This is a genomic window from Chryseobacterium sp. JM1 (assembly GCF_000737715.1).
Classification (GTDB): Bacteria; Bacteroidota; Bacteroidia; order Flavobacteriales; family Weeksellaceae; genus Chryseobacterium.
On the sequence record NZ_JPRN01000007.1, the window covers coordinates 49543 to 72377 of the forward strand.

Sequence of the window (22835 nt, forward strand, 5' to 3'; positions counted from 1 at the left end):
TTCTTATTGAGGCAATATCTTATTGCCCTGTTTTTCTATTGTATTTATTTTTAAAAATATGCTAAAATGATGAATTTTTTCGAAAGCCCTTTTAAAGGCAAAATAATCAAAGACCACATCACGAACCCGAACATTATTGCCGGGAAATATTCTTACTATTCGGGTTACTACCACGGACATTCTTTTGATGATTGCGCACGTTATCTATTCCCTGACAGAAGCGATATTGATAAACTGATTATAGGTTCGTTTTGTTCTATCGGAAGCGGAGCCAGTTTTATCATGGCGGGAAACCAAGGTCATCGGTACGATTGGATATCCAGTTTCCCTTTCTTTTACATGATGGAGCAGGTCGATAGTTTCAAAGGAGCTGTTGATGGATTTGCAGGTGTCGGGAACACGGTCGTCGGTAACGATGTTTGGATTGGTAGTGAAGCCATGATTATGCCCGGTGTGACGATTGGGGATGGTGCAGTCGTTGGTAGCAGAGCCTTAGTTACCAAAGATGTTGCCCCTTATACAATAGTCGGGGGTAATCCTGCAAAACCAATAAAAAAGAGATTTACAGACGATGAAATCGAAATGCTCTTAGAAATTGAATGGTGGAACTGGGAGGAAAAAGTTTTGGCAGAAGCTATTCCTTTAATCTGCACTGGGGATGTAAAATCGCTTTATGAGTTTTACTACAAACAGGTGAAATAGCTATTTTAAGTCCCCTAAGCGGGGACTTATTATTTTAAAATCGGAACTTTTTCACTTTACACCTGCTTAGCAGAACCGAAAGGCGATTAAATCTTCCATTCGGGAAAGTTCGCTACCTGCTCGTTCGCCTGACGTAAGAAGCGTTTCGGACTTGTTCCCGAAAATTCTTTGAACTCTCTGATAAAGTGCGATTGGTCGTAATAATTGCATTGATAGGCAATGTCGGTCAGCTTGTCAAATTGGGTTTGGCGTATATTTTCTAAAGCTAATTGAAAGCGGTTTATCCTTGTATATAGGTTGGGGGATATACCTATATGCTGTTTAAAATACCGTTCTAATGAACGTTCGGATAGGTTCAGTTCACTCTGTATTTTTGGTAAACTCACTCCTTTTTGAAGCTGTGCGGTTGCAAAATTTACTTTTTCATTTTCGGTACTTCTTTGTTCAGCAAGATGTATCAAAAAGGAAGACAGCAACTCTATTCTCTGGTTGGAAGAAGTCGTATCGGAAAGCTGGTCAGTTATATTGGTATTAACCAGTTCGTCTATGCTAATATGTTGATTTGTCAACTCATTAGCATCTACTCCAAAAATGGATTTTAATGCGGTCGGTTCAAAATAAACGCCAATGTTTCGGAAACTTTTTATTGCTCTGTGTTCTGTGTATCGTGTAGTCTGCCCATATAAAAACAATTGCGGTAACTCTTGATTGTCTTTATCATGGAATGCTTTTTTGCTTTCCTGAAAAATAAGTCCGGGCAAGCCGTCCGACATTATCTTGAACGTTTTTTGAGAAAAGTCTAAACTATCGTCTTCCAATATCCAAAAATAGCGAACGTATTTCCGCAGGGGTGCTGTTGGATATATTTGTTGATAGTTCATTTTACCTGTTCATTTTGCTGCATCATTACAATTATACTAAATAAATCCTCCAGATTTAGGAGGGTTTTGTTTTAGCCTTTAGATGCTTCTAAAGAGGCTTTTCTGAACTCTTTTAAAAGTTTCTCCAATTCAAGGGATGCTTTGCGTGCTCTCGTACCAGCCGCTTTGTTTCCTTTTTCTGCTTGTAATTCTGCATCAGCTTTCAACGCTTCATAGCTTGCATTGATTTTTTCGATTAGTTCATTCATTATGATGGTGAATTAAATTTTGTAAGGCACAAAAATACTCTTTTAACGCTATAATATACTATCCATTACGCCAAATACCGCCCCTCAAAGCCAAACCCTGCCACATTCATAGCTTCTCTTTTTCCCTTTGATACTTTAGCCATCGTAATTGAAAAAGTATCTATTAAAGTTGGAAAGCAATGCATGTGAAAGCAAAGAAATACGATGTCATATATGCCGACCCACCGTGGCAATACAAGGTATGGAGCAAGAAAGGAGCCGGAAGAAGTGCGGAAAGTCATTATCAGACCCAAAGTCCTGAGTTTTTAAAGGGGATGAATATACAGGCTATTGCCGGAACCAATTGTATACTTTTTATGTGGGCTACTTTTCCCTGTTTGGAGCAGGCATTGGAACTCGGAAAAGCCTGGGGATTTACCTACAAGACCGTCGCTTTTACGTGGATAAAGACAAACCGGAACAATGCAACCATTTTTGCCGGAATGGGTTATTACACCCGTGCCAATGCGGAAATAGTTCTGTTGTTTACCAAAGGTAAGCCCCTTACCCGTCAGGCAAAAGATGTCCCGCAGGTACTTGTATCTCCACGGGGCAGGCATTCAGAGAAGCCCGATGAGATAAGAAAACGTATTGTCCGCCTGTTTGGAGAAGTGGACAGAGTGGAGCTCTTTGCAAGGCAAAGCCCGATGCAGGATAACGATAATACTTTTGAGGGTTGGGACGTATTCGGCAATGAAATAGATAATTCCATAGAAATCCCCGAATAACCATTACGCCAAATCCTACCTCTCAAAGCCAAACCCTGCCACATCTTTAAAGGGTCTTACCTACTGCTATAATTTTAGGCTTTACGCAAAATTCAAAACAAAATTATAGTATGGATACACAGCAAAAAGACCTATCGTATTTCAGATTACGACTGCAAGAACTACTAAACAGCAGCTTCCCCGAAAAGGCACACGACCAGAAATTTATTGAGCAGCGTTCATCGTGGGCTGCCAATGCCTACGAGGGTGCGTTCCGCTCCGGAAATGCTATCGACCAATGCAACGAAATAGCCAATTACATACTTTTCGAGGGGCTTCACTTTTCCAAGTTTGATACGGTTTTCCAAGTGGTCTGCAATGAGTTTGATACCCTGATGGCAGACGAGGAATTGCGACCGTTCGCCCTTAATATGCTCCCTGTCTGCGAGCCTGTTTTTTTAAGATATACACTAACCGATGATTTCGCCTACGGTTATGAGTTTGATTTACTCTATACCGAAATAACCGGAACCATCGCAATATGGATAACCGAAAATGGGCTTCAGTAAAAAGCAACATCTCCAACAGAACATTGATGCCCTGCAAATTGCTTTTAAACTGGAAAAGGAGAAACGACAAGCCACCGTAGGCGAAAGATTGCTAATGATGCAATACAGCGGATTTGGCGGTCTTAAATTCGTGTTGAACCCCATAGCGAACGAAATAGACATCAATAATTGGAGAAAAACAGAACACGACCTTTTCCCGATTACGCAGGAACTCCACCAACTACTCAAAGAAAATTCAGAAGACGAAAAGCAATACCGCAGGTATGTGGACAGTATGAAAAGCTCCGTACTGACGGCTTTTTATACACCGCCACAGGTCATAGATGCGATTTCCGCAACTTTGCGTGAAAGCGGTGTGAAGATTGATAAATTTCTCGAACCCTCCGCTGGTATCGGCTCGTTTATACAATCCTTTTCGGAAAACCAACAACCCAAAATTACTGCCTATGAAAAGGATTTGCTGACAGGTAAGGTTTTAAAACAGCTTTATCCCGAAAGCACTATCCGTATAAGCGGTTTTGAGGAAATCCCCGAAAAGGAACAAAACAGCTATGATGTAGTCGCAAGTAATATTCCGTTTGGCGATACCTCCGTATTCGATTTATCCTTTTCCCGAAGTAAGGACAATGCAAAAGTACAGGCTTCCCGAAGCATCCATAACTATTTCTTTCTGAAAGGAAATGATATGCTCCGTGAGGGTGGTTTACAAGCGTTCATTACCTCGCAAGGCGTTTTAAACAGCCCGAAGAATGAGCCGATACGGAGGGCGTTAATGGAGAACAATAATTTGGTTTCGGTTGTGCGGTTGCCCAACAACCTGTTTACAGATTATTCTGGTACGGAAGTCGGAAGCGATTTGATAATCCTGCAAAAGAATACGGAAAAACAAAGTCTGACTGAAACAGAAGAACTGTTTTGCCAAAGCAAACAGACCAAATACAATACGCCAAGCAATGCTTTCTTTCGGAATGGAACGAGAGTAATCCATACCGACCGTAAAATTGACACCGACCCCTACGGACAACCTGCAATCATCTATACCCATAAAGACGGTGTGGACGGCATTGCCAAAGATTTGAAGCAAATGCTTTCCGAAGATTTTGGAAAGCACCTGAATTTGGCTTTGTACAAAGGCGAACGCAAAAATAAACCTATAATACAAATTCCGGTTGAGCCAAAGGTAACACCTCCGGTTGTTGAACCCATAATCATTCAGCAAAAGCCACAACCTGCACCAACTGCGACAATTCATCAGGAAAGTCCGCAGGAACTGAAACAGTTAAGCATCTTTGACCTGTTTGAAAATGCGGGTGATCCTGTAATGGTGGTTGCTCCCCCCAAAAAAGCCACGCAAGCCAAAAGACAAACCGCTAAAAAAAGAGGTGGTACAATAGGTCGCCAAACTGACCTGTTCGGCGGTGGGATGCAACAACCTTATATACCGCCAAAATCTAACGGTACACCACCAGTAAATGGCAAAAAACAGGAAGCTATCGGCGATTTGTTTTCACAAGCAAACGGGAATGTCCAAGCGGACACGCCAGCCATTCCCAAAATGCCAATTAACACCATTCCCGAACCTGCTCCGTACAGTGGCGAACTGCAACCGTTCCACCGAAACGACTGCCTTGTCGTGGATAACGGTTGGGTCGGTCATCTGCAAGAAGTAGATACCGCAGACGGTACGGCTGTTTTTCATCCCTTGCAACTGTCGTCCTTGCAGAAAGCAAGAGCCGAAGCGTATATCGGAGTGCGTGATGTTTACCAACAGCTTTACAATAAAGAAGCGGAGCTTCAGACCGAACATAAGGAAGAAAGGGAAACACTTAACCGCCTTTACGATGCCTTTGTCAAAAGGTACGGAAATCTCAATAGTGCGGATAATATCAAGCTCATCAAAACGGACAGTGCAGGTAAAGAAATACCCTATCTGGAGCGTGTCGTTGGCGGTGTAATCCATAAAGCAGATATATTCAACCGTCCTGTAAGTTTTTCTACCGCAACCATTGCAACGGACAATCCCGAAGAAGCGTTATCGGCTTCACTGAACAAATATGGAAGCGTGGATTTGGACTTTATGTCCGAAATCAGCGGTATGCCTGCTGATGCTTTGAAAGAAGCCTTACACGGTCGCATCTACTACAATCCATTGCAAAAGGAATATGAAATATCTGAACGCTGGGTTGCGGGCAATGTAGTGGAGAAAGCCAATGAATTAAGAGATTACCTCGAAAGCAATCCCGATGATACCGAAGCCAAAGAAAGCCTTATCGTATTAGAGGAAGCCCGACCAAGACGTATCGAATTTGAGGAACTCGATTTTAATCTGGGTGAACGCTGGATACCCGCAGGTATTTATGCCCGATTTGCATCGCACCTGTTCGATGCGGAAGTCCGTGTACATTATTCGGATAGTGCCGATGACTTTTCCGTCACCTGCAAACAGAAGAACGTACATATCTGGGATAAATATGCGGTCAAAGCCAAAAGCCGGACGTATGACGGGATTGCTCTGCTCAAACACGCCCTTGTCAATACCACGCCCGATATTTCAAAGACAGTAGATGTAGATGGCAAAGAGGTCAAGGTGCGGGATATGGAAGCCATACAAATGGCGAATACCAAAATAGACGAAATCCGAACCGCCTTTACCGATTGGCTCCACGCCCAAAACGATGAGTTTAAAACAAAGCTTACCGAACAATACAACGATACCTTTAACTGCTTCGTCCGACCGAACTATGACGGCTCACATCAGGAGTTTCCGGGATTAGACCGTAAGGGATTGGAAATTGAAGACCTGTATTCGAGCCAAAAGGATGCCGTTTGGATGATAAAGCTGAACAACGGTGCTATCTGCGACCACGAAGTAGGTGCAGGAAAGACGTTGATAATGTGTACGGGTGCACAGGAAATGAAGCGTTTGGGCTTAGCCCACAAACCGATGATAATCGGACTGAAAGCCAATATACCCGAAATTGCCGAAGCCTACCGCACCGCCTATCCCCACGCCAAAATTTTATACCCCGGCATTGATGATTTCACGCCCGAAAAACGTCTGCGGATTTTCGGCGATATTAAGAACAACGAGTGGGATTGCGTGATACTAACACACGACCAATTCGGAATGATACCCCAATCGCCCGAAATACAAAAGGAAATTCTGCAAATCGAATTGGACAGCGTAGAGGAAAACCTTGATGTTATGCGAAGTCAAGGCGAAGACATAACGCAATGGATGCTAAAGGGAGCGGAAAAACAAAAGGAAAACCTCGAAGTAAAGCTGAAAACCCTGCAACACGACATTGAGAACCGCAAAGATGATATTGTGGACTTCAAAATGATGGGCATAGACCATTTGTTTGTGGACGAAAGCCACCAATTCAAAAACCTGACGTTCAACACAAGGCATTCAAGGGTTGCGGGATTGGGCAATCAACAGGGAAGCCAAAAGGCACTGAACCTGCTGTTTGCCATACGTACTATACAAGAGCGTATTGATGCGGATATGGGTGCGACCTTTCTTTCAGGTACAACCATTAGCAATTCGCTGACTGAATTATACCTACTCTTTAAATACCTGCGACCACGGGCATTGGCAAAACAGGGCATTAATTCCTTTGATGCGTGGGCAGCGATTTATGCCAAGAAAACAACCGATTATGAATTTTCGGTGGCTAACAATATCGTCGCAAAAGAGCGTTTCCGCTACTTTATCAAAGTGCCGGAACTGGCTCAATTTTACTCCGAAATTACGGATTACCGTACTGCTGAAATGATTGGCATAGATCGCCCCGAAAAGAACGAGATATTCTATAACATACCGCCTACGCCTGACCAGGAAGTGTTCATTCAAAAGCTGATGGAGTTTGCCAAAACGGGCAAAGGCGAATTATTAGGCAGGGAACCGCTATCCAAAAAGGAGGAAAAAGCAAAGATGCTCATTGCTACGGACTATGCCCGTAAGATGTCTTTGGATATGCGAATGGTAAGCCCCCATTACAAAGACCACCCCGATAACAAGGCTTCGCATTGTGCCAATAGTATTGCCAAGTATTACCACAAATTCAACGCACAGAAAGGAACGCAATTCGTTTTCTCTGATTTGGGAACGTACAAGCCTAACGAATGGAATATCTACTCCGAAATCAAACGTAAGCTGGTAGAAGACCACGGCATACCTGCACACGAAATCCGCTTTATACAGGAAGCGAAAAACGACAAGCAACGAAAGGCACTTATAAAGGGAATGAATGACGGTACAATTCGTGTGCTGTTCGGTTCTACGAGTATGTTAGGCACAGGCGTAAACGCACAAAAAAGAGCCGTTGCCGTACATCATCTGGATACGCCGTGGCGACCGTCTGACCTTGCCCAAAGGGACGGTCGGGCTATCCGTAAAGGCAATGAAATCGCTAAACATTTTAACAATAACAAAGTGGATATAATTATATATGCAGTAGAAAAATCATTGGACAGCTACAAATTCAACCTGCTGTACAACAAACAGCTATTCATTAACCAACTAAAATCCAACAATCTCGGCAAACGGACAATTGACGAGGGCAGTATGGACGAAAAATCGGGTATGAACTTCTCGGAATACGTGGCTATCCTTATGGGAAATACAGACCTGTTGGATAAAGCTAAAATAGAAAAGCAGATTGCGGGATTGGAGAGCGAACGGCAATCGTTCAACCGTTCAAAATCAAGTGCCAGATATAAATTGGAAGATTATACGGCAGAATTGAACAAAGCCCAATCCCGATTTGACCGTATGAGCCTCGATTGGAATAATCTACAAGGGCGTATCCAAAAACGTTATGATGGCACTATTGCCAACCTTATTAAATTGGACAGCTTGTCACCCAATGCGGATATAAAACAAATCGGAGCAAAACTCAATCAGCTTGCGGACAAATCCCGTACAGGTGGGGATTATGAAGAAATCGGAAGCCTTTACGGTTTTCAGCTTTTGGTAAAAACGGAAATGTCGCAAAAAGAGGGCGTGGATATTCGGGTAAACCGTTTTCTGATACAGGGCGAGGGCAATATCAAATACGCCTACAACAACGGTATCATCGCTAAGGATGAGAAATTGGCATCTATGAATTTCCTCAACGCATTGGAAAAACTGCCTGCCTACATTGAAGAGGAGCAGAAGAAAATTGCCGAAATTCAAAAGGATTTACCTGTTCTGCAAGAAGTGCTGAACGGTGCGTGGAGCAAGGAAAGCCGATTGAGCGAATTGAAAACGGAGCTGGCTGCTGTTGAGCGGAAAATACAATTATCGCTCACGCCCGAAACAAAAGGAGAACCTGCGGAACAAGCCGAAGAAAAGCAAGAAACGCCAAAGATTTCAGAAAGTATTGTCCGTACAAAAGGTGTTCATATGCCAAGAGGGATATTGTAAGGATCTTAGTTTATCCTTTCGTCATCTTCATCCATCTTTCTGATCAAAGCGTCACGTAAGCTGTCAAGGAATTTAGTCCGGTTTATTTTTCGGGATTTAAGTTCCATAAATGTATGATAGAAATCGCCCAAACTAATATTGAAAGTGTTTTCAAATGTTTTGGCGATAGCTATTATATCTGCATTTCCAAAAGCACCTTGTGAATGCAGTGCATAAATCAATTCGGTTAATGCAGTTTTGCTTTCTGTCCAATTTAAGGAAGAACGGTAAAGTGATTTCTGCTGATTGTTATTATTCAGTTGGTCTTCAATATAAACTTGTATCAGGTCATTAGCTATAATCTTTGCTGCCTTATAGTCGTGAGAGGTGGAAAATCTATGATCAGTTTCAAAGTAAACCGTATCCAATGTCAGTTTTATATCGTGTCTGCCCCGAAGGAACAGCTTTTCATCAATAAATGAGTTGTTAGTGCGGTAATATTTATAAAATTCAAGATTATTGTCAAAATACCTTTTTAGCTTTTTCAATTCTTCATTGAGGTATTTCCTGATAGCTTTTGTATCGTTTGGTTTCTTTGTTTCGATTTTGTAAATGGCATTGTAGTAGATGAGCTTTGCTACAATAGCAGGTTTTTGATGTTTGAAAAAATGAATTTCAACGTCAGTATTCTTAAATCCGTTCTTCAAAACGTACTCTTTTACTTCAGACAAAGAGCCAACAATAAGTTCTATGATGATTTCAATACGTTGTATGGAATAATCCGATTCAATTTCAATATCCTGAATATCGTGTTCAAGTTTGTGTAGTATTCTGTTATAGGTTATATCCATAGCTTTTATCAAATGTGAGAAAATAGACCAATGCATTTAAGAAGCTTTATCTGGACTCTTCAATAGCTTTTAGTAATTCCTTAATCTCTAAAGGCTTTAATACTCCATTATATCTGAATAGAACCTGATATTTACTATCCAGTAAAACCCAGGTCGGGAAACCTATATTCTCTGATCCGTTCAGGGCAATAGCAAGTTCGTGAATACCTGATGATAATCCTGTAGCTTTGTATTGAAAGGTCTTTTGGTTAAATACAATAGAGTCCTTACTTTCGGCATTGAATATTATATAATAGAAGTTATCCGCTTGTTTCTGAAAGTCTTTGTTTTTTGCCAATTGGTTTTTCTGCATCTGGCAGTATTTACACCAATCGGTGGAAAGCAGTATAAGTATTGGTTTCTGCTTGGTTTGCATAATGCTATCGACATCTTCAATAGCAAAAGATTCTGTTTGGGCGGTAGCGATACCACCCAAACAGAAAATCATAATAATAACTAATCCAAATCTCTTCATTCTTGAACGCTCAATTAAAAAAGGTTGTAGCGGAAGCCCAAAAACCCTCTTATTCCTTGGTTGGGACCATATACATAAGATGGGTCAAATGTTAATCCGTAAGGATTATCCGGTGTTACCATCGCCTGTCCGTTACCATCAAATTGTACATTTTGGTCAAAAGGATCATTGGCTCTTGCTATGATAAACGGATTTCCTTTGTTGGGAGTCCAGTTCAAAAGGTTTTTAACACCACCATATATTTCTATGTTCTTTCCGATTTTCTTGGTTAATTGAATATTCTGTATGCTCCACCAAGGAGAATATTCACTACGTGGATCAGTATCGCTTAACAGTGGTAAACGCATCGGGCCATATAAGTTTCCTGTATAGTCAATCGTCAATCCGATATTTCTAAAAGTATAACCAATGTTCCATGTTCCTGTAAATTTCTCTGTAAATAATTGTCTTACTTTTTCACCTTCTTCTTTACTGTACACATCCATTGCCGTGGCTCCTGCTAAAATTTTTAATCCATTAGGAAAAACAACATCAATGTTTAAGGAAATACCTTGAGATACAGCGTGTCCGTCTAAGTTATCATAGATGATCTTATTTGGATCTGTATCATAATCAGCTATAATCTTGTTGGTAAAATAGGTATAGAAAGCAGTAGCATCTAAACCGATAAAGGTGTTCCCTGCGTTTATCTTTTTTACAAAGTTCAGGTTACCATTCCAGGAAGTTTCCGGTTTAAGATCGTTGATAAAAACTACTTCCCTTGCACCGGTCAGTGCAGCGTGATCTTCCGTAAACACATTGGCTACACGGTAACCGTTACCAAAACCTAAGCGTAAAACATTGTTTTTATTTTCAGAACTCCATTTATAATTCACACGAGGGGTAAGGATACTTCCGTGAAGCGAGTTATAGTCATATCTCATCCCCAATAATACCTTGTTATTGTCATTAAATGTTATCTCATCCTGTATAAATATTCCTGGCAGATTGGTATGTGTCGGTTTGTTTTTGTCTAAATCTGCTGCATCAGCGGTTGCTGGTGTATTATCATCATAATAAGTGTAACGGTATGCAAGACCTGTCAATAAATCGTGTTTTCCCAATGTTTTAAACCACGTCAACTGTCCAAAAGCTATTTTCTGGTCAGCCATATAGGGAGTGTTTCCATAAACTGAATTTTGATCGTGTCCGTTAGCACTGAATTGGAAAAATATCTTTTCACTTACAGGAAGCTGATAATTTCCCATAAGCTCCCAACGGCTGGTATAAATGCTTTCTCCATACACTTCATCACCACCTCTGTATTTCTTTTCCCAATTCATTTCTCCACCCCAACGGTCTTCATATACGTATCTTCCTGCCAGAGTAAAAACCCTATTGTCTTTTCTGTCAAAGCTCCATTTATTGAATACTGAAATTCGGTTTTGCAAGGTAACATCCGTAAAGTTGTCATTGTTATTGTCAATAGGGTTGCTGTAATTGAAATAGTTTACGCCTAAAAGCGATTGAGCTTTTTTCCCTACGGAAAATTTGGCTGCTAAATCTGCATTTACCTCTGCCCAAGTCGTACCAAATACATCGGCTGAAATGATAGGAGCATTACCCGGTCTTTTTGTAATAACGTTAATCAGACCACCAACAGCCTCACTACCGTACAGGGTAGAAGCGGGTCCTTTTACTACTTCGATACGGTCAATCAGGGCTTGCGGTATTCCGCTTAATCCGTACACAGTTGATAGACCACTGACAATAGGCATTCCGTCTATCAATATCATTGTGTAAGGTCCTTCCAATCCGTTGATATGAATATCGCCCGTATTACAAACATTACAGTTTAGCTGCGGACGTACACCATTTATATTTTGGAGTGCATCAAAGAGCGAAGGCGTAGGATTAGCCTTGAAGAATTTTGAGGTATAAACTTCTACAGGCACAGGGCTTTCCAGTTTGGATACTTCTTTCATTGTTGCTGTAATAACAACTTCTCCTAATTCACTTGATTTTTCATCAAGCGTAAAGTCTTTAGAAACAGATTCACTGTTTACTGTTATAGTTTCTTTGTAAATACTATAACTGATATGGTTTACTTCAATTTCCCAAGTTCCAAAGGGTACGTTTTCCAAAACATAATTTCCCTGATTATCCGAAGTTGTTCCAATTTTTAATTTTGGAATACGGATAGATGTTGCGTCGAGAGATGTACCTGTTACATCTGATATTTTACCGGATATTTTACCTGTTTGGGCTATTGCACAGACAGAGAATAGTGCAAAGACTATACTGAGTAAATGTTTCATTGATATTTTAATTATTAAATGATTATTGAAAAGTTTAAAAATGTTAAGAGTAGGATTACGTTTATGGGCTATTGGGGTAATGGAAAAGGTTTGTATCTCTCATATTGTTTTGACTATCTATATTTAAAATTTAGTCTTGCAAAATTAGTAAGTTAGATGATACTAACAAAATAATTTCTAACTTTGTTGTTAGGTAGCACTAATATTTGATACTTTTGCCTTATGATATCACATACGGAAGAAAATTACCTGAAGGTTTTATATAATTTGACCAGCTTAAAAGGAGAAGCGAGTGTCAACGACATCAGTAAGCAGTTGGATATTAAAATGCCTACGGTAAACAGTATGATGAAAAGGCTGGCAGAAAAGGAATTGGTAGTTTATGAAAGTTACAAACCACTGAAACTAACTGATGAAGGAAAAAAACTGGCAGCACTCATTATAAGAAAACACAGATTAACGGAAATGTATCTGGTTGAAAAGATGGGATTCGGCTGGGAACAAGTTCATAATATAGCGGAACAGATAGAACATATTCAAGCACCCGAATTTTTTGAAAAGATGGATGAATTACTCGGCTTCCCGAAAGTAGATCCACACGGTTCGCCTATCCCCGATGCCGAGGGTAATATTGCATCAGATAGTTACGTTAAATTAAGCGATTGCAAAGTTGGTGATACGGTTACTTTTATGGCAGTACAGCCGTCTTCTGAAGATTTATTAAAATTCCTGACCAGCCGTGAACTTTCTTTAGGGCTTGAACTCAAAATAAAGCAAATTGAACCTTTTGATGGTAGTATGGCTATAAGCTATGGTAGTAAGGAAAACGAGATGCTAAGCAGCAAAGTTTGCGATAAATTACTTGTGAGTAAGAAACGTAAAAAGAAATAGCTGAACCTCATTTGTAATTTCGGTTCAGCTACGATTCAATGCAATAAGTCAATCGGTTTATTTCTTCAAAACAACTGTCCTTTCAATCGAAGTATTTTCGCCCATTAAAGCATTTCCTGAAGCATCCACCAAAGTCAGCTTTATCCTGTTTTCGCCAAGTGGTAAGCCCTCTATTTTGTATGGTTGCCAGTTGTCCAACATAAACGATTCGCCGTTGATTTCCGCCTTGACTTTATTTCCATCTTTAGAAAGTTCAGTGTTCAGTATATAAAAATCTAAAAGCACAGCTTTGGTGTCGTTTCCTGTATATTCACCTTTCGGACGGCTGTAAAACAACATAGGTGTTTTGGGTAATTCCAATTCCTGAAACTTACCGTCTTCGGTTATTTTAAAACGTTTCAATACGAAAGCACCGGATTCTTTTATGGATTCGTGGTAAGATCGGGAAAGGAAAGACAGCAGGTAATGTTCTGTACCTTTTTTCAATTTCACATCGTGTGCCGGTTTGTACAAAGCTGTATAAGGAGAGTTGTCCAAAATAAAATGGATATGCTGTCCGTCGTGCGAATTTGCCAGATGATGTGTGTTATGGTCTTCGGTAGCTTCGGTAAGCGTAAAGTTTTCGATACCATAATTCACTTTGAATAAAACTGAATCAGGAGAGCTTGTTTCTGTTGTTTGAATATCCGATATTTTCAGTGTTGCTCCCGGAAAGGCTTTGGAGTGTTCCACGGGAGATACCAAAATGCTGTTTTCTTTTATTTCTTCAGAGGTTTGATTCTTGTTTTCTTTTTGTGTTTTATTGTTACATCCCGCCAATAACATTATTCCAATGGCACTTATTCCTATAAATCTGATTTTGTAATTCATTTTCAAAATATTTTAATTAAACATTGCTTTCCTGTAATTGAGAAAGTTCATTTTCAATTAGCTTCCTTTTCTTATATTTTACCACAAACTTCGTGTAAACAAAAACAACAGCAAACACAACACCTGTCATTAACGCCATACATCCGGCAATGGAAGCATTGAGCCAATACGCCAGCCAATATCCGGTAAATGAAACCAGGATACCGATACCGACAGTAATAAAAAGCATTTTCTTTAAGTTTTCCGTCAGCAAATAAGCCGTTGCAGGCGGACCAATAAGAAACGTAATGACCAATATCGCACCAACGGATTCAAACGCACTCACAGTTGTAAAAGACACAGCCGCCATCAGCAGGTAGTGCCATAATGCAGTAGAAATCCCGATCGCAGATGCAAATGACGGGTCGAATGAAGTCAGTTTCAACTCTTTGTACCCGAAATAGATAAACAGTATAACGAGCAATAACACTACCGAAAGTATGTACACAGGTTTGGGACCAATACTTGTGCCATCTGGAAGTATCCAAAGATTAATGGGAACATAAGCGAGTTCTCCATAAAGAACACAATCCTGATCCAGATCAATTTTTCCGGCAAAGGTGCTGATGAGTATAATGCCCACGGCAAACATAAAAGTAAACACAATCCCGATAGAAGCATCCGTCTGTAAACGGGCTTTACGGTGTAGGTATTCAATAATGAAAGTAGCCAGTAATCCCGTGGCTCCCGCACCCAAAAGCATCGGAAGCGTATCTCGACTGCCACTCCATAAAAAAGCAATGACAATACCCGGCAATACAGCGTGGCTAATAGCATCGCCTACCATACTCATTTTGCGAAGCACCAAAAAACTACCCAGCAATCCGCAGGAAATAGCGACCAATGCCCCCGTTAATATAATCCAAAACGCTATCATTTTTTCAGTTTTCTATTATTTCGGAATTACAGTTCCGTGCGGATCTGTTTCCGGGTTCTCCAAATATTTTTCTAATTGTTTTTCCAGTTCGGGTGTGATGTAATGCTCCATTTCTTCGGCATTATTGTGTACGTGGTCAGGAGCTATGTCCATATAATTGGTCAGATATAATTCCCATAAGCGATGCAACCTTACTATCTTTTTTGCTTTTTCAAGACCGCTTTCAGTCAGTTGCCAATTTAAACTATCCTTTACCACCAGATTTTGACGATTTAGTCTGTTCAATCCCGATTTCAATTGAGCCGGGTGCATTTTTCGGAAATCCAACAGTTCATCTACAGTTCTTTTTTTGCTAAAATCATTTCCTTTTTCACCGATTTGATAAAACAGTTTCAATATATTTTCATCCATCATTGTACGACTGTTTTTATTTCGCTTCATTGTTTTGGGAACAATTCCCAAGGGAGCAAAAAAGAAAGAAAAAAAGGCAATCAATGACGAAACTACTACCATCCACGGTCCTGTAGGCATCGCCGGAGCGATATAGGAAATATAAGCTCCAGCCAATCCTGATACAGCTCCGAATATAGCTGCCAATCCAACCATCCGCCTGATATTATGTGTCCAGTATCGTGCGGCTGCGGCTGGTGTAATCAACATCGCTGCCATCAAAACCACGCCTACAGCAGTAATTCCCGTTACCACAGCCAACACGGTAAGGCTGGTCAATAAAAGGTCTAATTTCCGAACGGGCAATCCCAATACTTCGGCATAATGTTCATCAAAAGCGATAATGGTAAATTCTTTGAAAAAAGCAAGTGTAGCCACAATCAACACTACGGCAATAATGGAGAACGTTATCAAATCGCTACCGACCAGCGTAGCGGCTTTCCCGAATATAAAACGATCCAGACCACTCTGTGCAGCATTACCTGATTGCTGTATGTAAGTCATCATAACAATACCCAGGGCGAAAAACACGGAAAGCACCAACCCGATGGCGGCATCTTTTTTGATTTTTGATTTAGCGGTAATGTAGTCTATAGTAACCAATGATAGCCATCCCGATGCAAATGCACCGATAAGCATCACGGAAATATTTTTAGTCCCTGCAAATAGAAAAGCGGCACAGATTCCCGGTAAAACCGAATGCGAAACGGCATCACCCACAAGAGATTTTTTTTTCAATACAATAAACGAACCTACAATAGCAGCACTTACCGAAAGCAGAATGCTCCCGAGTACAACGTAATTGATGTTAGGGTCATTGAAAGAAAAGAAGTTGATTAAATTATCCATTGCCTTGCGTATTATCCTTTTTCGGAAAATTTATCTTTAGCCAATAAATCACCGGCTTCTGCCAATATAGACAAACGTGTTCCATACGTTTTTTTGAGCAATTCGGGGATATAAACCTGTTTTACAGGACCAGAAGCCACCAATCGCATATTGAGCATTACGAGCCAGTCAAAATATTCGGTAATGGTATCTAAATCGTGATGTACTACAATGACGTTCTTTTTAGCATTGACCATCTCACGCAGTAACGTAATAATAGCTTCTTCAGTAGCCGCATCTACGCCTGCAAAGGGTTCATCCATCAGGTAAAAATCGGCTTCCTGTGCCAAAGCACGGGCAATGAATACCCGTTGCTGTTGTCCACCCGAAAGTTGTGAAATCTGCCTTTTGGCAAAATCGCTCATTCCCACCTTTTCCAGACATTCCATTGCTATTTTTCTGTCCGAACTGCGTACGTTGCGAAGCATTCCGATCTTGGCATAGCGTCCCATCAGCACTACATCGAGTGCCGACACCGGAAAATCCCAATCTACCGACTCCCGTTGGGGAACATAGCTTATACGGCTTCTTATTTCGTCCAGGTCTTTTCCGAATATTTTCACGTAACCACTCGACAACGGAATTAAACCCATTATGGATTTGAGCAAAGTGGATTTACCGGAACCATTCGGACCAATGATACCCGTAATGCTACCTTCGGGCAAACTAAAATCAACACCCCAAAGGGCAGGTTTGCTGGAATAACTTACGGTAAGGTCGTGTACTTCCAGTACAGGATTTTCAGATTGAATAATCATTTTATTTACTTTTTTAATGCGGTTACGATGGTGTTCACATTGTGTTTCACCATTCCGATGTAAGTGCCTTCGGGTGTGCCTTTTGCACCCATTGCATCTGAAAAGAGATTGCCTCCGATGGTCAGTTTTTTCCCTTTATTATTCACACCTTCCACCACAGCTTTGAGTGATTTGTCCGAAACGGAACTTTCCACAAATACTGCGGGAATATCATTTTTGATGATGTAATTGACTAAATCGGTCACATCCCGCAAACCTATTTCGGACATAGTGGATATACCTTGTAATCCTCTAACCTCAATTCCATAAGCCTTTCCGAAATAGCTGAATGCATCGTGTGCGGTAATCAGCACCCTTCTGTTTTTTGGAATGGTTGATATTTCTTTTTTTACCCATTGGTCAAGTTCGTCCAATTCTTTCAGGTATCTATCCGCATTTTGCTGATAATAAGCGGTGTTTTCTGGGTTAAGTTTCATCAGGCTTCTTAAAGTTACTTCCGCAGCCTCTTTCCAAAGTACCACATCAAACCAGATATGTGGATCATAGGTACTCTCGGAAACCTTTAATACTTTGGATACTGTGATAGAATCTCCCAATGCAATCACAGGTTTTACGTGTGTTTGCTTTTCTAATATTTCTCCCATTTTACCTTCCAGATGCAGACCGTTATAAAAGATATAATCTGCATCCATTATTTTTTTTAGGTCGCCCTGACTGGCTTTGTACAGGTGAGGATCTACTCCGGGTTGCATAATGGCTTCAACTGTTGCAGAATCGCCGGCTATGTTCTCTACTATATCGGCTATCATTCCTGTTGTAGTCACAATGTAGGGTTTTCCTTTTGTTGCAGATTTTTTGGAATCCTCACAGGAAATGATGGTAACCAACAAAGTAAAAATGCTTAAATAATATGCGTATTTCTTCATCTATCTGATTTTTAGACTCAATTCTTTAAACTAAAATTTAGACAAAGTTAATAAAAAAGTTAGACTGATATAACAATTAGGTGCTAATATTCTATATTTGCTATTCATAAAATCAATTCCCCAGACTCTGTTTCAAGAGTTGTTCAATTATAATATGCTGATACTATATGGAAGAAAAAAACGAATTGACAACTGCCGAAAAAACGTATCTGTTAAAGATGTATCGGGTTTTAGCAACAGATAGCAAGCGTATTTCCACCTCACAAATGGCAAAACTGCTCGAAGTAAAAGCTCCCTCTGCTACCGATATGCTGAAAAGACTGGCTGCAAGGGGCTTGGTATCGTACAGCAAATATTATGGCTGTGAAATGACGGAGGAAGGCATCCGAATAGCTTCAGTTATTTCGAGGCAACTAACATTGACACGAAAATTTCTAATTCAAAAACTGGATATGAATGAAGAGGACAGCCAGCGTATTGCAGAAAAAATAATTACGCTGAATGAACCTGTATTATTTAAAAAGATAAAGCGAGCACTAATTCTTTACAAAAGATAGATTAAAGGGATATTTAGCCCCATCCGAACCAACGTTTCTTTTTTACATTTCTGTAATTGATATGTGCATCTTTATTCTTCAACTGATGGGCATAGTCGCCGCTTTCAGGGTGCAATGTCTGCCAGATAACATCCCATCCTAAAAAGCCGCCTACATTTCTGTCGTCTATAAAAATGTCGGCATTAATCTTTCGGCTGAAATCTCCCTCGACTGTTTCTCCGGGAAAGTTTTCATTGACAGCATAAAATACCATTCCGTTTTGCCTGCAAAACTCAACTGCTTCCTCCAGCTCTTTTCCTTTTCTGTATGTCCACAATATCAACCGGTGTCCTTTTGACTGGAATGCTTTTAGCGTAGCAAATGCAAACATCATTTCGTTACCGATGACGGGGTATTTATGCTCTACAATAGTACCGTCAAAGTCAACGGCGATTACTTTTCCTTTCGTGTCAATAAGGTTCATTTCTTGCTGTATTTTGCTCTAAGTTTTATTTTTTCCGTTTCCCGCTCAATTAGCAGACGGGCTATTGTATGTCCTGAAGACTGCTTTCCTGCATCCAGTGCCAGTGCACTTTTTACATTATCTTCAGAAACATCTATGCGGTACAGGATGCTCAGCAACCTGTTGAAGTCCGATTGTATCAGATGGTTTAAGTAAAATACCAATGCTTCAAACTGTTCCTCTTGGGAATGCTTCGCAGAAACTTCATCAATCTGAAGTTTATCGGCAATTAAAAGGATTGGATAATCGTTTTTTGTCATTTTTTGTCTTTGATAAATTTATAGGTTCTTGACGGGCAGTCAAACTGCTTCAATTTCATTTCAGTACCATCAAAAAAACCGAATGTGAAGTGCTGTATCCAATCTCCGAGGTTGATGTATTCAGATCTGGTATTGAGCTTTACCTGTAAAGGAAGATGCCTGTGTCCGAAAACAAAATAATCGTAATGTTCCATTTCCAGTTTTCTTTTTGCATACTGAACCAGCCATTCCTTTTCTTCTCCAAGAAACTTTACATCTTCGTTGCCTGAAATGAGCTTGTTCTTTACGGACAGGTATTGAGCTAATCGAACGCCTATATCGGGGTGCAACCAGCGAAACAATCTGATGCAGAACGGATTTGTAAATACTTTCTTCAAGCGTTTATATCCTTTGTCATAGGGACCCAAACCATCTCCGTGACCGATGAAAAAACGTTTTCCGTTAATAATAAATATTTCCGGTTTATGAAAAACTGGAATGTTAAGCTCTTTTTCAAAGTAACCGTCCATCCACATATCGTGGTTGCCCGCAAAAAAATATACAGGTATGCCACTGTCAGTTATTTCTGCCATCTTTCCGAGCAACCTTACAAAGCCTTTTGGAATGACCGTTTTGTACTCAAACCAGAAATCAAATATATCCCCCAACAGGAAAACAGCTCCTGCATCATTTTTTACAGTATCCAGCCAGTCAACAAAAAACAGTTCCCTCCGGCGGCTTTCCTCATAAGATGGTGCTCCCAGGTGAATATCCGAAGCAAAATATATCTTTTTGCCATTTCCTAAAATGATGTGACGGTATCCTGTTTTCAAACATTGTTCTTTTTTAAACTACCGTTTTGGGTTGTATGTATAAACTCTTGCCCAGCTTCACGGCATTCATCTGATCGTCCAAAGCATAGGTTAACGGCTCGCCGGTTGCGATTTCCCTTTGTAAGATTTCTTCAGGTGAAAGATGTTCCAGGTACATTATTAAAGCTCTCAAACTGTTTCCGTGTGCAACAATGAGTACATTTTTATGCTGCTGCAACTGTGGCTGTACGAAGTTTTCAAAATACGGTATTACACGGTCGTAAGTGTCCTTTAGGCTTTCTCCGCCGGGCGGGGCTATATCAAAAGAACGCCGCCATATATGTATCTGCTCGGCTCCGTATTTTTCGGCTGTTTCGGCTTTGTTAAGCCCTTCAAGCATTCCGTAGGAACGTTCGTTCAATGCACCGTCGATAATAACGGGCATATCTGTTTTACCTGTTTCATTCAGAATAATTTTTAAGGTATGCTGTGCCCTGATGAGCTTTGATGTAAACGCCACATCTACTGTTTCATCTTTTAAAGCTATTCCTGCCTGTTTGGCTTCCTGTTCCCCAAGTTCCGTGATGTCCACATCCTGCCAACCCGTAAAGCGGTTTTCCAGATTCCATTGCGATTGCCCGTGTCGGACTAAAAATAATTTTGTCATAGTCTGTTTGATTTATTGATACTTAACTAATGCCTGCCCCTTTATTTCTTCATAAAAAGTTCCGTTTTCATACACAAGATGCCCGTTTACAAATGTGTGGGTACCCTTGATTGAAATACAGTTCCCTCCATTGGCGACCAGCCACATTTATACAAAGTATTATCTCTGCTAACTTTCCACTTGCTGTCCATATCCACTATCACCATATCTGCGGCATAACCTTCCCTGATAAAGCCCCTGTCTTTGATCTGATAAAGAATAGCAGGGTTGTGGCACATTTTCTCGGCAATTTTTTCTATCGGGATAATTCCCTGCATATAAAATTCCAGCATAATGTTCAGCGAATGCTGCACCATTGGAGCACCTGACACTGCGGTAAAATAGTTGCCATCTTTATCTTCAAGTGTGTGCGGTGCGTGATCGGTGGTAATCAGATCAATGTGGTCATCCAAAAGAGCTTGCATCAAGCCTTTCCTGTCATTTTCAGATTTTATAGCTGGATTCCATTTTATCAATGCCCCTAAACGGTCATAATCCTTTTCCGAAAACCACAGGTGCTGTACGCAGACTTCGGTCGTGATTTTCTTGTCTTTCAGAGGGATGTCATTTCGGAACAAGCGTGCTTCTGCCGATGTGCTCAAATGCAGGATATGAAGGTGTGCTTTGTATCTCTCTGCCAATGCGATAAAATCTTTGGTGGCTTCTATACAGGCGTTTTCACTTCGTATGAGTGGGTGCAGATGAAAAGGGATCTGTTCTCCATACTGCTGTTTATACACTTCTTCGTTTGAAGCAACGATGGTTTCCTTTTCGGCGTGTACGGCAATGATACATTTGCAGTTGGCAAACAACTTGTCCATTACCTGCGGATTATCTGCAAGCAAATTCCCTTTCTTTGTAAAATACAAGCCGTCGTCTGACACCGCTAAAAACTGTGCGATATCCATCTGAATTATATCATCAATATTATCTGCATTCACGCCCATAAAAAAGCCGAAGTTTGCCAGGGATTTACTTTGTGCTATTCGGTATTTTTCTTTCCAAATGTCCAGCGTAAGCACATTGGGTTTCGTGTTGGGCATATCAATAAAAGAGGTTACGCCACCAGCAATTGCTGCCTTATTCTCGGTGTAGAGGTCTGCCTTGTGCGTAAGCCCCGGATCACGGAAATGAACCTGTGCATCAATAATGCCCGGTAACAGATATTTACCGTTGCCGTCAATGGTTTTTATATCAGGAAAGGCAGTTGCAGAACCTATCTTTTGGATTATTCCATTTTCAATGAGTAAGTCAGCAATAGTAATCTGACCTTCATTGACAATACTTATATTTTTTATTATCGTTGGCTGCACAGTCTTAATCTTCTATAAATTCCATATTCCGTTGGCTTCCGTCAATATTACCGGTGCACCATCCGTCACGACAATGGTATGTTCGTGCTGGGCTACATAGCCTCCTTTGTTTCCTACCAGTGTCCATTCGTCCAGTTTTGGGTTATCCAATACGGCTAATGTTGAATGCGTAGCTATGAAGGTTTCCACTGCAACGACCGAATTTTTCCTGAAACGGCTGAAATTCATTTGATCCCGATAATTGGGTATGGACGGCTCTTCGTGCAGTTTTTTTCCAATGCCGTGTCCAGTAAGGTTGTGTATCACTTTGTAGCCCCGTTTATCGGCTTCCTTTTCTATGATATACCCTACGTCTTTTATCCGTACACCTCCTTTGATATTACTAATGGCTTTCTTCAATATCTGCTTGGATGCCTCTACAAGGGAATTGTGATTATGAATATCTTGTCCCAATACAAATGAGCCTCCGTTATCCGCCCAAAAGCCATTCATTTCGGCAGATACATCTACGTTCACCAGATCACCGTCTTTTAATATTTTTGATGCTGAAGGGATACCGTGTGCCACTTCGTGGTTGACACAGATACAGGTACAGCCCGGAAATTTATAGGTGGAGTATGGAGCTGATTTAGCCCCGAAGCTGTAAAGCATCCGTGCTCCGAAATCATCCAGCTCTTTGGTGGACATTCCCGGCTTTGCGTAGCTCTGCATCGCCCTTAAAGTAAGGGCAACCGCTTTGCTAACCGCCTGCATCCCGATCATATCGGTTTCTGCTGTTATTGACATAACTTATTGTGTTAATGGTAA

At 40.7% G+C, this 22835-nt stretch carries 21 protein-coding genes and 1 pseudogene; 6 read left to right on the plus strand and 16 right to left on the minus strand.

Annotated features, from left to right (window positions below; translation table 11 throughout):
* Positions 1-66 precede the first annotated feature (66 nt).
* Positions 67-702, plus strand: a complete 636-nt coding sequence (catB, locus tag IW22_RS13275) for a type B chloramphenicol O-acetyltransferase (RefSeq protein ID WP_034727129.1) — start codon at positions 67-69, stop codon at positions 700-702.
* Positions 703-788: 86 nt separating this feature from the next.
* Here the strand turns inward: catB and IW22_RS13280 are convergent, their stop codons facing one another.
* Entirely contained in the window at positions 789-1583 is a 795-nt protein-coding gene (locus IW22_RS13280; protein WP_034727131.1) for a helix-turn-helix transcriptional regulator, read from the minus strand.
* 71 nt (positions 1584-1654) lie between these two features.
* Positions 1655-1831, minus strand: coding sequence for a histone H1 (locus IW22_RS13285; RefSeq protein ID WP_034727134.1), 177 nt, complete (start codon positions 1829-1831; stop codon positions 1655-1657).
* A gap of 185 nt (positions 1832-2016) precedes the next feature.
* Between IW22_RS13285 and IW22_RS13290 the strand changes: the two genes are divergently transcribed.
* The 3 genes from IW22_RS13290 (at position 2017) to IW22_RS13300 (ending at position 8559) form a co-directional block, all read left to right on the plus strand.
* Complete coding sequence (locus IW22_RS13290) at positions 2017-2598, plus strand: MT-A70 family methyltransferase (protein WP_228384044.1); 582 nt, start codon at positions 2017-2019, stop codon at positions 2596-2598.
* A 110-nt stretch (positions 2599-2708) separates the two neighbouring features.
* Complete coding sequence (locus tag IW22_RS13295) at positions 2709-3146, plus strand: DUF1896 domain-containing protein (RefSeq protein WP_034727139.1); 438 nt, start codon at positions 2709-2711, stop codon at positions 3144-3146.
* Positions 3133-8559: an N-6 DNA methylase gene (locus IW22_RS13300; RefSeq protein ID WP_034727143.1), complete on the plus strand. Its 5427-nt coding sequence runs from the start codon at positions 3133-3135 to the stop codon at positions 8557-8559. The genes IW22_RS13295 and IW22_RS13300 overlap by 14 nt, the downstream gene beginning before the upstream one ends.
* Positions 8560-8564: 5 nt before the next feature.
* On the opposite strand, the gene IW22_RS13305 is transcribed toward IW22_RS13300, so the two are convergent.
* Genes IW22_RS13305 through IW22_RS13315 form a run of 3 tightly spaced genes read right to left on the minus strand, consistent with a single transcriptional unit; the run spans position 8565 to position 12200 of the window.
* Positions 8565-9389, minus strand: a complete 825-nt coding sequence (locus IW22_RS13305; protein WP_034727146.1) for an RteC domain-containing protein — start codon at positions 9387-9389, stop codon at positions 8565-8567.
* Between the two features lie 46 nt (positions 9390-9435).
* On the minus strand, positions 9436-9903 hold the full coding sequence (locus IW22_RS13310; protein ID WP_034727149.1) for a thioredoxin family protein: 468 nt from the start codon (positions 9901-9903) through the stop codon (positions 9436-9438).
* 14 nt (positions 9904-9917) lie between these two features.
* Complete coding sequence (locus tag IW22_RS13315; RefSeq protein ID WP_034727151.1) at positions 9918-12200, minus strand: TonB-dependent receptor; 2283 nt, start codon at positions 12198-12200, stop codon at positions 9918-9920.
* A gap of 222 nt (positions 12201-12422) precedes the next feature.
* On the opposite strand from IW22_RS13315, the gene IW22_RS13320 reads away from it, so the two are divergent.
* Positions 12423-13091, plus strand: coding sequence for a metal-dependent transcriptional regulator (locus tag IW22_RS13320; RefSeq protein ID WP_034727153.1), 669 nt, complete (start codon positions 12423-12425; stop codon positions 13089-13091).
* Positions 13092-13148: 57 nt separating this feature from the next.
* On the opposite strand, the gene IW22_RS13325 is transcribed toward IW22_RS13320, so the two are convergent.
* The 5 genes from IW22_RS13325 to IW22_RS13345 are packed head-to-tail and all read right to left on the minus strand — an operon-like array spanning position 13149 to position 17899.
* On the minus strand, positions 13149-13961 hold the full coding sequence (locus IW22_RS13325) for a hypothetical protein (RefSeq protein WP_228384045.1): 813 nt from the start codon (positions 13959-13961) through the stop codon (positions 13149-13151).
* 16 nt (positions 13962-13977) lie between these two features.
* Complete coding sequence (locus tag IW22_RS13330) at positions 13978-14877, minus strand: metal ABC transporter permease (protein ID WP_034727157.1); 900 nt, start codon at positions 14875-14877, stop codon at positions 13978-13980.
* A gap of 15 nt (positions 14878-14892) precedes the next feature.
* Positions 14893-16176, minus strand: a complete 1284-nt coding sequence (locus IW22_RS13335; RefSeq protein WP_034727160.1) for an iron chelate uptake ABC transporter family permease subunit — start codon at positions 16174-16176, stop codon at positions 14893-14895.
* 11 nt (positions 16177-16187) lie between these two features.
* Positions 16188-16973, minus strand: a complete 786-nt coding sequence (locus IW22_RS13340; protein ID WP_034727163.1) for a metal ABC transporter ATP-binding protein — start codon at positions 16971-16973, stop codon at positions 16188-16190.
* A 5-nt stretch (positions 16974-16978) separates the two neighbouring features.
* On the minus strand, positions 16979-17899 hold the full coding sequence (locus IW22_RS13345) for a metal ABC transporter solute-binding protein, Zn/Mn family (protein WP_034727166.1): 921 nt from the start codon (positions 17897-17899) through the stop codon (positions 16979-16981).
* A 167-nt stretch (positions 17900-18066) separates the two neighbouring features.
* Between IW22_RS13345 and IW22_RS13350 the strand changes: the two genes are divergently transcribed.
* Complete coding sequence (locus IW22_RS13350; RefSeq protein ID WP_034727167.1) at positions 18067-18456, plus strand: metal-dependent transcriptional regulator; 390 nt, start codon at positions 18067-18069, stop codon at positions 18454-18456.
* Positions 18457-18469: 13 nt separating this feature from the next.
* Here IW22_RS13350 and IW22_RS13355 read toward each other — a convergent pair whose 3' ends face one another.
* The 6 genes and pseudogenes from IW22_RS13355 to map all read right to left on the minus strand — a co-directional run bounded on the left by IW22_RS13355 (position 18470) and on the right by map (position 22814).
* On the minus strand, positions 18470-18919 hold the full coding sequence (locus IW22_RS13355; protein WP_034727168.1) for a BT0820 family HAD-type phosphatase: 450 nt from the start codon (positions 18917-18919) through the stop codon (positions 18470-18472).
* Entirely contained in the window at positions 18916-19218 is a 303-nt protein-coding gene (locus IW22_RS13360) for a hypothetical protein (RefSeq protein WP_034727169.1), read from the minus strand. Before IW22_RS13360 ends, IW22_RS13355 begins: the two co-directional genes overlap by 4 nt.
* Positions 19215-20030 carry a UDP-2,3-diacylglucosamine diphosphatase gene (locus tag IW22_RS13365; RefSeq protein WP_232789357.1) on the minus strand — a complete coding sequence of 272 codons (816 nt, stop codon included), beginning with the start codon at positions 20028-20030 and terminating at the stop codon, positions 19215-19217. The genes IW22_RS13360 and IW22_RS13365 overlap by 4 nt, the downstream gene beginning before the upstream one ends.
* Before the next feature lie 13 nt (positions 20031-20043).
* The gene (locus IW22_RS13370; protein ID WP_051891230.1) at positions 20044-20676 is read right to left on the minus strand and encodes a 2,3-bisphosphoglycerate-dependent phosphoglycerate mutase; all 633 of its coding nucleotides are present in this window, start codon (positions 20674-20676) and stop codon (positions 20044-20046) included.
* A gap of 12 nt (positions 20677-20688) precedes the next feature.
* Positions 20689-22028 (minus strand): annotated as a pseudogene (locus tag IW22_RS13375) (dihydroorotase).
* Positions 22029-22040: 12 nt separating this feature from the next.
* Complete coding sequence (map, locus tag IW22_RS13380) at positions 22041-22814, minus strand: type I methionyl aminopeptidase (protein ID WP_034727172.1); 774 nt, start codon at positions 22812-22814, stop codon at positions 22041-22043.
* Positions 22815-22835 lie beyond the last annotated feature (21 nt).

Coding starts and splice junctions, on each gene's coding strand:
- catB (WP_034727129.1), top strand. CDS start 67: ATGATGAATTTTTTCGAAAGCCCTTTTAAAGGCAAAATAATCAAAGAC.
- IW22_RS13280 (WP_034727131.1), bottom strand. CDS start 1,583: ATGAACTATCAACAAATATATCCAACAGCACCCCTGCGGAAATACGTT.
- IW22_RS13285 (WP_034727134.1), bottom strand. CDS start 1,831: ATGAATGAACTAATCGAAAAAATCAATGCAAGCTATGAAGCGTTGAAA.
- IW22_RS13295 (WP_034727139.1), top strand. CDS start 2,709: ATGGATACACAGCAAAAAGACCTATCGTATTTCAGATTACGACTGCAA.
- IW22_RS13300 (WP_034727143.1), top strand. CDS start 3,133: ATGGGCTTCAGTAAAAAGCAACATCTCCAACAGAACATTGATGCCCTG.
- IW22_RS13305 (WP_034727146.1), bottom strand. CDS start 9,389: ATGGATATAACCTATAACAGAATACTACACAAACTTGAACACGATATT.
- IW22_RS13310 (WP_034727149.1), bottom strand. CDS start 9,903: ATGAAGAGATTTGGATTAGTTATTATTATGATTTTCTGTTTGGGTGGT.
- IW22_RS13315 (WP_034727151.1), bottom strand. CDS start 12,200: ATGAAACATTTACTCAGTATAGTCTTTGCACTATTCTCTGTCTGTGCA.
- IW22_RS13320 (WP_034727153.1), top strand. CDS start 12,423: ATGATATCACATACGGAAGAAAATTACCTGAAGGTTTTATATAATTTG.
- IW22_RS13325 (WP_228384045.1), bottom strand. CDS start 13,961: ATGAATTACAAAATCAGATTTATAGGAATAAGTGCCATTGGAATAATG.
- IW22_RS13330 (WP_034727157.1), bottom strand. CDS start 14,877: ATGATAGCGTTTTGGATTATATTAACGGGGGCATTGGTCGCTATTTCC.
- IW22_RS13335 (WP_034727160.1), bottom strand. CDS start 16,176: ATGGATAATTTAATCAACTTCTTTTCTTTCAATGACCCTAACATCAAT.
- IW22_RS13340 (WP_034727163.1), bottom strand. CDS start 16,973: ATGATTATTCAATCTGAAAATCCTGTACTGGAAGTACACGACCTTACC.
- IW22_RS13345 (WP_034727166.1), bottom strand. CDS start 17,899: ATGAAGAAATACGCATATTATTTAAGCATTTTTACTTTGTTGGTTACC.
- IW22_RS13350 (WP_034727167.1), top strand. CDS start 18,067: ATGGAAGAAAAAAACGAATTGACAACTGCCGAAAAAACGTATCTGTTA.
- IW22_RS13355 (WP_034727168.1), bottom strand. CDS start 18,919: ATGAACCTTATTGACACGAAAGGAAAAGTAATCGCCGTTGACTTTGAC.
- IW22_RS13360 (WP_034727169.1), bottom strand. CDS start 19,218: ATGACAAAAAACGATTATCCAATCCTTTTAATTGCCGATAAACTTCAG.
- IW22_RS13370 (WP_051891230.1), bottom strand. CDS start 20,676: ATGACAAAATTATTTTTAGTCCGACACGGGCAATCGCAATGGAATCTG.
- map (WP_034727172.1), bottom strand. CDS start 22,814: ATGTCAATAACAGCAGAAACCGATATGATCGGGATGCAGGCGGTTAGC.